This window comes from Myxococcus dinghuensis, from assembly GCF_024198235.1.
GTDB classification, from domain to species: domain Bacteria; phylum Myxococcota; class Myxococcia; order Myxococcales; family Myxococcaceae; genus Myxococcus; species Myxococcus dinghuensis.
In genome coordinates this window covers 12,233-23,589 of sequence record NZ_JAKCFB010000045.1, presented here as the reverse complement: position 1 = coordinate 23,589, position 11,357 = coordinate 12,233, and the positions used below count along the sequence as shown (strand labels likewise).

Here is an 11,357-nt window from a genome sequence, read left to right as displayed (position 1 = left end):
TCAGACGTGCCACTCGGGCCTGGACGTCGTCGCGTCCTGAAACACCGGGAGCGAGAAGAAGAACGTGCTGCCCACGCCGGGCCGGCTCTCCACCCAGACCCGGCCGCCATGGGCCTCGGTGATTCCCTTGACGATGGTGAGCCCCAGGCCCGCGCCCTCGCGGCCCTTGCGCGCCTGCCAGAAGGGCTCGAAGAGGTGGCGCAGGTCGTCTTCGGGGATGCCGGAGCCGGTGTCGCTCACCGAGCAGCGCACGACGTCCCCTCCTGGTTCGGCGCGCAGGGTGATGGCCCCTCCGGTGGGGGTGAACTTGAGGGCGTTGCCCACCAGGTTGGACAGCAGTTGGAGCACCCGGTCCCGGTCCACGAACACGGCGGGAAGGTCCAGCGGCACGTCCAGGTGCAGATGCACCTGGTTGGCCTCGGCGAGCGCGCGGTGCAGCTCGTACGCCTCGCGGAAGAGGGCGTAGGTCGACTCGGGTCGTCGCTCCACGGAGAGATGTCCGCCCTGCAGGCGCGCCACGTCCAGCAGGTCCTCGATGAGGTGGGTGGCCCGGGTGACGGCCTTCTGGATGGCTTCCAGGGGGCGCGGGTCATTGCCCCGCTCGGTGGCCGGTCGCTTGAGCAGGGTTCCGGCGCTGAGGGAGATGATGTTGAGGGGCGAGCGCAGGTCGTGGGCGACGATGCGCAGCACCTCGTCGCGCAGGTGGGTGGCCTGCTCGGACTTCGCATGGAGGTTGGCGTTGTCGATGGCGAGCCCCGCGCGGAGCGCCAGGTCCTCGGCCAGTCTCAGCTCCCGCTTCCCGTAACGTCTTCCCGACTCGGACGCGACCAGGATGAGGATGCCCACGGTGCGCCCCCGGGCGGACAGCGGCACGATGATGCAGGAGCGGGGCGCGAGCTGGTGGAGGAGGGACTCGTGGCGGGCGTCCTCCGCGTTCTGCCGGAGGAGCGCCTCGGGGATGTCGGGGAGCAACACCGGCTGGCCCGTCTCGAACACCTGGGCGGCCATGTGTCCCTGGCTGAAGGGCACCAGGGGATACTCCTGGAGCATCTGCGCCAGCATGTGGCGCTTCTCCGGCGCGCTGGCCCGGCTCGTCTGGGCGATGAGTCGCCCGTGGGGGTCGAGCATGGCGGTGATGCAGAAGTCGGCCATCGACGGCACCACCAGTTGAGACACGGTGAGGAGCGTGGTGTGCGGGTCCAGTGAGCTGGCGAGGCTCGGGCCCGCCTCGGCGAGGAGCCGACGGGACTCCTCGACGAACTTCTGCTCGGTGATGTCCTGGAGTTGGGAGATGAAGTAGAGCGGCTCGCCCCGGGCGCCGCGGACGAGCGACGCCGTCAACTGGACCGTGACCAACGGGCCTTGCTTGTGGAAGTAGCGCTTCTCCATCTGGTAGGTGCCGCGCTGGCCCCGCAGCAGCTCCCGGACGTGTTCGAGGTCCGTGGCGAGGTCCTCGGGGTAGGTGATGTCCTGGAAGGTGCGTTGGAGCAGCTCCGCGCGTGAATAGCCGAGCATGGCGCACAGCGCTTCGTTGACGGTGAGGAAGCGTCCGTCGAGGTCCACCAGGGACAGGCCGATGGGCGCGTGTTCGAAGGCCGCGCGGAACAGCTCCTCCCGGTCGCGCAGGACCTCCTCGGCCCGCACCCGCGCGCTGATGTCTCGCAGGATGACGGTGCGCTGGACCGCCTCGTCGGTCTGGAATTGGGCGATGGTGGCCTCCGCCGGGAACTCCTCGCCGTTCCTGCGTCGCCCGACCAGCGGCTGACGTCCCTCCGTGACGACCGGGGTGTCGCCGTCCGCCTCGAGCGACTTCAGGCCGTAGGGGAGCAGCTCGTCCAGGGGCCGGCCCAGGGCTTCGTCCCGCGTGTAGCCGAACACGCGCTCCGCGGTGGTGTTGTAGAGGGTGATGTGCTGCGCGGAGTCGATGGTGATGATGGCGTCCGCCGCGTGGTTGATGATGCTCGCGAAGCGCGCCTCGGACACCCGCAGGGAGCGCTCGCTCGAGCGCTGACGCACATCCAGACCGGACAGGGCGTTCGCGTTGCGCGCGAGGATGGCCAGGAACACGGCCACGGTGATGAGCGCGAACACGGAGGTGTTGAAGGGCAGTCCCCAGAGGCCATGTCGCTCGCTCAGGAGGTGCAGGCCCCAGACGATCAGCGGGAGGAGGACGGTCGCGGGCAGGAGTCTTCGCGCCGTGAGGCCCCCGGCGTCATCCCGCAGCAGCACGCCGATGATGCCATGGCGCGGATGGACGGCGAGGATGCCCAGCGCCAGGAGCAGGAAGAGCAGGGCCGTGTGGATCGCCACGGGGTAGTAGGGCAGGGCGTGCGAGCCGACCTGCGGCGGGCCCAGGCGGGGTTCCTCCAGGTAGACGTAGCTGATGAGCGCCTGCGCCGCGAGGATGGCCTGGAGCAGCGCGACCGGACGCGCCGGGTGCCAGCCTCGTCGGGTCTGCACGTGGAGCAGCAGCAGCGCCGTCCCGGTCAGCACGAAGCAGACCGAAGTGAGGGGCGACGGACGTCCGGGCGTCTTCGGCGCCAGCCTCCGCACGGTATCGGCGAACAGGAACCGGTCGATCCCCAGGTCGGCGGGAATCAGGTACTCGGCGAGCGTGAACACGCCGAGCAGGAGCACGGCGATGGCCAGCCCCCGTCCCACCCGGCGCCGCGCGGCGCGCGGGGCCTCTTCGTCCTGGAGCAGTCTCAGGCCGGTCGCCGCGCACAGCAGGCCCAGGGCCGTGTTGGGCATCATCATGCCCGCGCCTGGAAGGGACACCACCTGGACGAGCCGCCAGGCGCCGAGCCCCCAGCCCAGCAGCACGGCCGTCGCCACCAGGGCGACGATCAAGCACACGGCGGCGACGAGCCTGTCGAGGACCCACTCGAATCGCCGGAGGGACGCACTTCGTCGCGCTGCCGTCATGGTGGACGCGGTGGGCATCGCGGGGACCGAGGAGTGGATGAGACTGCTTCCTCCAACGTGGCCGCGTGTCACCGGTCGGGCCAGCGAGGCACGCCCGTCACGGCGTGCGCCCGGACTCCTCCTCGCCGCGGGGAGAGAGGGCGAGCGCGCTCAGCCAGGCGTGGAGGGGGACGGCGGCTCCGGGGCGGGGGGCTGCTCCCAGCGGATCCACCGCAGGTCCCGGACGACCAACGTGTAGAGCACCGGGACGAGCAGCAGCGTCAGCACGGTGGCCACCGTCAGGCCGCCAATCTGCGCGTAGCACAGCGGCTGCCAGAGCGGACCTCCGTGCAGCGCGAGCGGGAACAGGCCGAGCACCGTGGCGGCCACCGTCACCAGCACGGGGCGGAGCCGGTGCACTCCCGCGTCGAGCAGGGCCTCTCGCAGGGGCTCGCCGCGCTCGTGGGCCTCCTCGATGTAGTCGAAGAGCACGATGATGTGACTGACGATGACGCCCATGAGGCTGATGATGCCCAGGAAGGCCATGAAGCTCAGGGGCGCGCCCATGATGACCAGGGACACCACCGCGGCCATGGCCCCGAAGGGCAGGGCGGCGAAGACCACCAGGGGCTTGACCGCGTTGCGGAACTGGATGACCAGCATCATGTAGATGGCGACGATGAGCAGGCCGAGCACGACCATCATGCTGGTGAAGCTCTTCTTCTGCTCCTCCGCCTCGCCGCCGACCTCCAAGGTGTAGCCGACCGGCAGGCTCTCCCGGAGCGCGTCCAACCCCGGCTTCGCCTCCTTCATGATCTCCGATGGGAGGACGCCGGCCTGCGGGAAGGTGGAGATGGTGATGGTGCGGAACTGGTTGCGGCGGCGGATCTTCTCCGTCTGCAGCGAGTACGCCACCCGGGAGACCTGCCGCAGCGGCACCTTCTGGGGGCCGGTGCGTGAGCTGACGTAGAGGTTCTCGATGTCGCCCAGTCGGGCGCGCTCCTCGGCGCGCAGGCGGGCCACGATGTCGATCTGGTGGATGCCCTCGTTGAGCTGCCCCACCGTCATGCCGTTCATCGCGACGGCGGAGGAGGTGGCCACGTCCAGGTTGGTGACGCCCGCGAGGTTGGCGCGGTCCGGGTCCACCTCGAGCTTCACGGAGAAGGTGTCGCTGCCCCAGTCGTCGCGCGTGCGCGCGGTGCCTGGCAGCGAGCGGAACAGGGCCTTGGCTCGCTCGGCGATGAGCCTCAGTTGGGTGATGTCGTCGCCGGAGACGCGGATGGACACGGGGATGCCCACGGGCTTGCCCGTCTCCAGCTCCCGTACGTCCACCCGTGCGCCGGCGATGTTCCGCGTCAGCCGCTCCTGGAGCAGCGGCACCAGCACGCGTGTGTCCTCCTTGTTCCGCACCTGGACCACGAGCTGTGCGTAGTTGAGCTGTTGCAGCTCCGGCGCCACGGAGAACCAGAAGCGTGGGCCGCCTCCGCCGATGAACTCCGTCACCGACTCGAGGATGGTGCGGGGCGCTCCGTCGGACTCCGGATGTGCCTCACCGTACTCACGGCAGACCTGTTCGATGATGCGGGTGGCCTCGCGCGCCTTCTCCCGCGTCGCGGACAGGGTGGCGTCCTCCGGCAGCCAGACGTCGACGTACGACAGGTAGGACAGGTCCTTGGGGAAGAAGGCGGACTTGACCCGGGTGCCGACGAGCGCGCCCGACGCGAGGAAGACCAGCGCGATGACGAAGACGAGCACGCGGTGGTCGATGGCCTGGCCCACGAGGCGCCGGTAGCGGCTCGCGAAGCTCCTCCTGTCCCGGACGGGGTCCGGGGGCGGCGCCGGCGGGGGCGCGCGCAGCAGGGTGCTGCCCAGGAGGGGGATGAAGGTCATGGACACGATGCGCGAGGCGACCAGCGACAGGGTGAGCACGACGGGCAGCGTGCGGATGAAGCGCCCCGTGTCTCCGGGCAGGGACAGGAAGGGCAGGTAGGCGGCGATGTTGGTGAGGGTGGCGAAGAGGATGGCGGTGGCCAGCTTGGTGGGGCCCAGCCACGCGGCGATGCGCGGCGCCCAACCCATGGACAGAGAGCGCTTGATGGCGTCGCTGGCCACCACCGGGTCGTCCACGAGCAACCCCAGCGCGATGATGAGCGAGGCGATGGAGATCTGCTGCAGGTCCACGCCGAACAGGTGCATGAGCCCGAATGTCATCGCCAGGGTGATGGGAATGGACAGGGCCAGCAACAGGGCGGTGCGCCACTCCCAGAACCCGACGAGCGCCACGAGCACGACGAGGACGATGGCCTCGTAGAGCGAGGACATGAACAGGTCGACGTTCTCCTCCACCTGGAGCGGCTGGTCGGAGGTGCGGCGGACGATGAGGTCTTCGGGCAGCAGCCGCTCGACCTGCGCGAGCTGTGCGCTGACGACCTTGCCGAAGTGGTCGACCTGTTCGCCGGGCCGCATGTTGACGGCGAGGGTGATGGCCCGGTCGCGGTGGAACCGGCCCTGGGCATCGCGGCTGTCGAGGTAGTTCAGGAAGCGCGGCGGACTCTGGTAGTCGCGCCGGATGTCCACCAGGTCCCGCAGGTACACCGGCGCGGCGCCGCCGCTGGGGGTCGCCAGGATGTCGCCGATCTGCGTCTCGCTGGTGAGCTCTCCCGACGGGTCGATGGTGATGCTCTTGCCGCCGATCTCCACGATGCCGCCGGGCGCGGTGATGTTGCGCGCGGAGAGGATGTTGGCGAGCCCGGACTGGTTGATGCCGTAGGAGGCCAGCCGCTCCTGCGAGTACTCGAGGTAGATGCGCTCGGGCAGGACGCCGGTCCGGGTGACCTTCGAGACGACGGGCAGGCTCTGGAGGTGGCGTTGGATCGTGTCGGTGAAGTCGTCGAGCTGGCGGTGGCTGTAGCGGTCTCCCGCGTTCTGCTCCAGGCGGGCGAGGGCGTCCTTCGGGTCCCGGATGACGATGGGGGGCCACACGTCGGGATGCAGCTCGGACAGGCTCAGGTGGTCCTGGGCGAAGGCGCGCAAGTGGGCGAGCAGCGCGGCGTCGTCCAGCGTGGTGGCCATGTCCACGCCGATGAAGCCAGGGCTCTGGATGAAGCGCGCGTCGTCCGTCTCCTCGAGCGTGTCGAAGAACCGGCGCGCCTGGTCCCCCAGCCGCTGCATGGACGATGCGTTGATGGAGGGCGGGAAGCTGACCACCACCGTGGCGCGGGGCGCGGACCCCGAGGCGGAAGCCCGCACGCTTTCGATGGCGTGGGCGACGGCGCGTGCGCGCAGCTCCAGCTCCACGTCGTTCGCCTTGGGGCTGGCCACCGTCAGCATCAGCGTGGCCGTGTCGCCGAAGTCCTTCAGGAAGTTGACGGGTCCCGCGCCGGAGGGCAGGTCGCGAAGGGTGGCCAGTCGCCCCTGGATGTCGTCGAACTCCCGGTTCCGGTCCGTCACGTCCTCCTTCAGCGTGACGTAGACGACGGAGAGGCTGGTGCGGCTGATGGATTCGATCTTCTCGACGCTGGAGTTCTCGGCGATCTTCTGTTCGATGCGTCGGGTGACGAGCTGTTCGATCTTCTCCGCCTCGGCGCCGGGCCACGTGCAGGTGGCCACCGCCACGCGCACCGCGATGACCGGGTCCTTGGCCTTGGGCATGCGGACGTAGCCGAACACGCCCCAGGCCAGGGTGAAGACGAGGAACACCCAGGCCACCTGCCGCTTCTCCGTGAAGAAGCGCGCGGTGTTGTGCTTGTGCTCCACCAGCCGCCGGTCGCGCTCCAGCTCCGCCGCCTCGGGCGTGGGCGCGCTCAAGGGATGACCTCCACCGGTTCGCCGTCCGACAGCAGGCTGGTGCCCGTGACGACGATGCGCTCACCGGCCTTCAGGCCCTGCTTCACGGGGATGACGTTGCCCAGGTACTCGCCCAACGTCACGTCGCGGATGCGCGCCACGGGCCTGCCGTCCTTCTCCTCCAGGACGAAGACGGCGAACGCGCTCGGGTTCTTCGTGGAGCGGACGATGGCGGACAGGGGGACCAGCAGCTCCGGCTCGAGCCGCTCCGTACCGCCACCCCGCAGGGACAGCGCGGCGACCATGCCGGGCTTGAGGCGCTGGTCGGCGTTGGGGATGGACACCTCCACCGCGAACACGCGGCTCTTCGGGTCCGCGGAGGGCGCGATGCGGGAGATGCGCCCCTCGAACTCCTGGCCGGGGAACGCCTGGGTGATGACGGCCTGGGGCGCGCCCAGCCGGACGCTCGGCAGCAGGGTGTCCGGCACGCCGAACACCACGCGCACGCTGCGGGTCTCCGCCACGGAGAAGGCCACGGTGCCGGGCGCGGCGAGCACGCCCACCTCGATGGCGCGCTTGAGGACCACGCCCGAAAGAGGGGAGCGCAGCACGGTGTCGTCGAGCGCGGTGCGGGCTTCCTGGACCCGGGCGCGCGCGGCGGCCGAGGCCCCCGCGGCGCTGTCCCGCTGGGTGCGGGCGGTGTCGAGCTGCGCGGGGGTGGCCACCTCGGAGGCGACGAGCTTGGAGGTGCGGTCGAAGTTGATCCGCGCCTGCTCCTCCGCGGCGCGGGCCTGGGCGAGCGCGGCCTGGGCCTCCGCGAGCTTCTGCTGGTAGTCCGTCTTTCGCAGGGAGGCCAGCTCCAGGCCCTCGCGCACCTCGTCGCCTTCCTGGAGCAGGTGTTGCTGTCCATCCACGCCGCGCACCCGGGTGATGGACTCCACGTAGCCGCCGACCTTGAAGGCCAGGTCCACGCGGGTCGCGGGTTGGATCTCCGCGGAGAAGCGGGCGTCGGCGGTCGTTCCCGCGCGGCCCACGGTGGCGACGCGCACCGCGGTGGGTGGCGCGGGCGGCGGCGTGGAGTTGCCACAGGCGAGCCCACAGAGGGCCCACCCGACGAGTGCCAGGGCCTGCAGCGACGTCCTCATGGCGCGACGATTCCTGCGCGTCACCTGCGTGACGGGAGTGTGGGGCCGGGCGGTGGGCGGGGCCTTCCGTCCGGCGGGGGAAGCTCACCACGGGGAAGAGGGAGCGAGGGTGTGGGAGCGGGGTGGCGGCTTCCACCTGTCACGCGAGCAACAGGCCTTCGCCGGAGGGTGCTCAGAGGACGACGAGCAGACCCAGCGACGCCGTCGGGTAGACCTGGCGCAGCTTCAGGTCGCCCGTGGAGATGCGCAGCTCGCGCACGTCCGTGAAGGTGAAGCCCGGCCCGCCGCGCGCCACCAACCCCAGCCGCCCGGCGCCCGGCCGCCACGACACGCCCACCGCCGGCTCCAGGAACGCGGCCGTGCTGGCGTTCTGCAGCGAGCCCTTGCCCGCGCGCGCCACGAACTCCTCCATGCCCGCCGTCACGCCGACGAAGGGACGCAGCGTGCCGTTGAACAGCGTCACCAGCGTGTAGCGCGCGTCCGCGCCCACCGCGTAGTTGAGCTTCACCTCGCCCAGCTCCGCGCCCTCGAACCGCGTCCGCACGCCCACGGAGTTGCCCCACTGGCCCCCGCGCGCCACCAGGCCGAAGCTCACCGGGCTCTCGTACGTGGGCGAGATGTCCATCCGCACGCCGTACATGGACGCGTCCAGCGCCGGCGGCTGCAGCTCCACCAGCACCGCGCCTCGCCGCTCCCGCTCGTGCGGCGGCACCTGCTCCCCCGCGGCGTCATCCGCCAGCGCGGGCGCGCCGAGCAACGGGAGGACCGCCAGCACCACCTTCGCCACGCGCTTCGACTGGATGTTCATCGTCGTCTCCTTCGGTTTAGTCGTTCGACTAACTTAGTTACACGACTAACTAAGGCGGGGCTCGGGGGATGTCAAGGCGACCTGCCAATCGAGTCGGCGGGTGCTTGCGGGTAGGTGTCTGGCGTCCTATGGGGGATGGATGGCCCGTGCACGCACCAGGAAGACCGCTCCCCAGGCTCCCGCGCCGGAGGTCGCCGGGAGTTCGGACGCCCGCGAGCGGCTCATCGCCGCCAGCTCCCGGGTGCTGGCGGAGCGGGGGTACGACGCGACGACGGTGAAGGAGGTGGCGCGGGTCGCGGGGGTGAACCAGGGCCTGGTCCACTACTACTTCGGCAGCAAGGACGCGCTGCTGCTGGCCGTCACACGCGAGCTCAGCCAGCGTCACGCCGCGGAGCTGCGCCAGTTGCGGGAGGAGACGCCGCTCGAGCAGCTCGCCGAGGCCAGCTTCGATTGGGGGGCGAAGCTGCTGCGCTCCGCGCCGGAGCAGTTCCGGCTGCGCTACGAGCTGTTCGCGCTGGGGCTGCGCAACAAGGAGCTGACGTCCGCCGTGTCGGAGCTCCAGTGCATGGGGGACCTGGAGATCGCCCGCACCGTGGCCGTCTATCGCGGGGGGGATCCGGAGCACCCCACGCCCATGGACCGGCACTACGCCTCCATCATGAAGGCGTGCTTCGACGGGCTCGCGCTCCAGCACCTGCTCGACGAGGACTTCGACCCGGCGCCGGTCTACGCGCTCTTGCGGCAGGTGATCTTGTCGAGCGTGGACGGCAATCCGGGCGCCCGGCCGGCGCGCCGGGGCACCAAGGCCCAGGGGCGCCGCGCGCCGCCGCGGCCCCGTCGCCGGAGCCGACCTTCCCGGGGCGGCTGACCCTCTTCCGTCAGAGGGAGGTGGGCTGTCCGGGCGTGAGGATGCGCACGCGGGCGTCCGCGGAGAACGCGGCGCGCACCTCGGGCTCCTCCGCGAGCGGCTCGAACGTGCCGTAATGCATGGGGACGATGACGGACGGCTTGAAGTACTTGCGGATGGCGAGCGCCGCCGTGCGCGGGTCCAGGGCCCAGCGTCCCCCGCCGACGGCGAGCAGGACGATGTCGGGGTGGAACAGCTCCTGGATGAGCGACATGTCGCCGAACAGCCACGTGTCGCCCGTGTGGTAGAGCGAACGCCCGTCCGCGAACGTGAGGACGTAGCCCAGGGGCCTGCCACCCGGCTCCGTCGAGTGCATGGCGGGGACGGCGTCCACGCGTACGTCGCCGAGCTGGAAGCCTCCGCCCACGTTGACGCTGTGCTGCTGGGCCTCCGGAATCTTCATCGCCCGCAGGTGCTCGCCGGTGGTGACGACGAGCGCGCCGGTGATGCGCGCCAGCTCCGGCACGTCGGTGGCGTGGTCGCCGTGGGCGTGGGTGACCAGGATGGCGGTGGGCTTCTCCCGGGCGAAGCGTGAGAGGTCCTTCCAGGCGGTGGGCGTCCGGGGGTTCTCCTTCAGCCACGGGTCGATGAGCAGGCGCGTGCCGCCCGGAGAGACGACCTCGAACGCCGCGTGCCCCAGCCACGTCACGCGCAGCGCGCCGGCCGGCGTGGGGGCGGTCGGCGGTCCGGCGAGGGCGGGAGTCGCCAGCAGGAGGTGGAGGGTGAGCAGCAACGGGGGGGCAGGGCGAAGGACGCGCATCGTCGATTCCTCGTGGGGCCGGACCGCGCCAGGTGGGCGGACGGAGCGCGAGGAATAGGGGAGCGCCGGGGCCCGGGCTTGGGCGTTATTGACGCGCTCCCACGGCGCGGGCGAACTGGCCCGGCGTCATCCCGACGATGCGCCGGAAGTGGCGGTTGAGCTGGCTCTGGTCGTACACACCGACCTCGGTGGCCACGTCCGCGACGGCCATCCCCTGGGACAACAGCGCCCGCGCGCGGGCGACGCGCAGGTGGGTGACGTACTCGTGCGGCGGCAGCCCGAGCTGCGCGCGGAAGACGCGCAGGAGGTGGAACTTGTTGAGGCCCACCTCGCGCGAGAGCGCGTCCAGGCTCACGTTCCGCGCGGGGTTCGCGTGCAGGTAGTCCCGCGCCCGCAGGACCGCGGGCGCGTGGCGCGGCGTCGCGTGGGGCGCGGGGGACTCGCCGTACTCGGTCAGGAGCGCGTCCAGGACCTCGCAGATCCGCGTCTCCAGCTCCAGCGGCTCCGGCTCGCCCGTGGCCAGCGCGGCGTGGAGGGCGAGCGCGGCCGTCTCCGTCTGGCCCTGGCCGTGGCTGAGCGCCTCGCGCAGGTGGGGCCGGGGAGAAAGGCCCAGGTCCACCGCCGCGGCGGCCACGCGGGTGGGCGCGAAGGCGAGCGACTGCGCGGTGACGGGGGCGTGGACCCGTTCGTCCCGGTGGACCTCTCCGGGCTCCTTGAGCTTGAGCCGTGGGCCCGCCACCTGGGTCCTGACGCGACCGCGATACCAGAAGTCGAAGCCGCCGGCGTACGTCACGGTGACGACATACGCGGTGGAATGCCCGGCCCACAGTCGTGTATCGCCCTCGACCCGTGAGACCATGACGTCCGGGGTCGCATGAGGGTGCCAGGCGGCGATGGCGGCGGGAGTGGCGCGGGGCATGGGTGCTATCGTCCTGGATGATTTCTATCTCACGTTTGAGCGGGGCCACGCGGCATGGGGCGTCGTGACAGGCGGCGGCGGCGCGAGTAAAGCGCGGGTAACGGCGTTTTCTGGCGGCGACAACGGGC

At 71.0% G+C, this 11,357-nt stretch carries 7 protein-coding genes; 1 reads left to right on the top strand and 6 read right to left on the bottom strand.

Features of this window, described 5'->3' with window-relative positions; translation table 11 throughout:
* The 4 genes from LZ198_RS36115 to LZ198_RS36100 all read right to left on the bottom strand — a co-directional run bounded on the left by LZ198_RS36115 (nt 1) and on the right by LZ198_RS36100 (nt 8,643).
* Complete coding sequence (locus LZ198_RS36115; protein WP_253976689.1) at nt 1–2,856, bottom strand: sensor histidine kinase; 2,856 nt, start codon at nt 2,854–2,856, stop codon at nt 1–3.
* A gap of 219 nt (nt 2,857–3,075) precedes the next feature.
* Nucleotides 3,076–6,711, bottom strand: a complete 3,636-nt coding sequence (locus LZ198_RS36110; RefSeq protein ID WP_253976688.1) for an efflux RND transporter permease subunit — start codon at nt 6,709–6,711, stop codon at nt 3,076–3,078.
* Nucleotides 6,708–7,835 carry an efflux RND transporter periplasmic adaptor subunit gene (locus LZ198_RS36105; RefSeq protein ID WP_253976687.1) on the bottom strand — a complete coding sequence of 376 codons (1,128 nt, stop codon included), beginning with the start codon at nt 7,833–7,835 and terminating at the stop codon, nt 6,708–6,710. Before LZ198_RS36105 ends, LZ198_RS36110 begins: the two co-directional genes overlap by 4 nt.
* A gap of 172 nt (nt 7,836–8,007) precedes the next feature.
* Entirely contained in the window at nt 8,008–8,643 is a 636-nt protein-coding gene (locus tag LZ198_RS36100; RefSeq protein WP_253976686.1) for a hypothetical protein, read from the bottom strand.
* A 139-nt stretch (nt 8,644–8,782) separates the two neighbouring features.
* Between LZ198_RS36100 and LZ198_RS36095 the strand changes: the two genes are divergently transcribed.
* On the top strand, nt 8,783–9,511 hold the full coding sequence (locus LZ198_RS36095; RefSeq protein ID WP_253976685.1) for a TetR/AcrR family transcriptional regulator: 729 nt from the start codon (nt 8,783–8,785) through the stop codon (nt 9,509–9,511).
* Nucleotides 9,512–9,521: 10 nt separating this feature from the next.
* On the opposite strand, the gene LZ198_RS36090 is transcribed toward LZ198_RS36095, so the two are convergent.
* Together LZ198_RS36090 and LZ198_RS36085 are read right to left on the bottom strand one after the other, a co-directional pair.
* Nucleotides 9,522–10,310, bottom strand: a complete 789-nt coding sequence (locus LZ198_RS36090; protein ID WP_253976684.1) for a metal-dependent hydrolase — start codon at nt 10,308–10,310, stop codon at nt 9,522–9,524.
* Between the two features lie 85 nt (nt 10,311–10,395).
* Nucleotides 10,396–11,229 (bottom strand): helix-turn-helix domain-containing protein, encoded by an 834-nt coding sequence (locus tag LZ198_RS36085; RefSeq protein WP_253976683.1) that lies wholly within the window; start codon nt 11,227–11,229, stop codon nt 10,396–10,398.
* Between the last annotated feature and the right edge of the window lie 128 nt (nt 11,230–11,357).

Bases quoted from the DNA above. Each gene is read 5' to 3' on its own strand.
- LZ198_RS36100 (WP_253976686.1), bottom strand. From the start codon at position 8,643: ATGAACATCCAGTCGAAGCGCGTGGCGAAGGTGGTGCTGGCGGTCCTC.
- LZ198_RS36085 (WP_253976683.1), bottom strand. From the start codon at position 11,229: ATGCCCCGCGCCACTCCCGCCGCCATCGCCGCCTGGCACCCTCATGCG.
- LZ198_RS36095 (WP_253976685.1), top strand. From the start codon at position 8,783: ATGGCCCGTGCACGCACCAGGAAGACCGCTCCCCAGGCTCCCGCGCCG.
- LZ198_RS36105 (WP_253976687.1), bottom strand. From the start codon at position 7,835: ATGAGGACGTCGCTGCAGGCCCTGGCACTCGTCGGGTGGGCCCTCTGT.
- LZ198_RS36090 (WP_253976684.1), bottom strand. From the start codon at position 10,310: ATGCGCGTCCTTCGCCCTGCCCCCCCGTTGCTGCTCACCCTCCACCTC.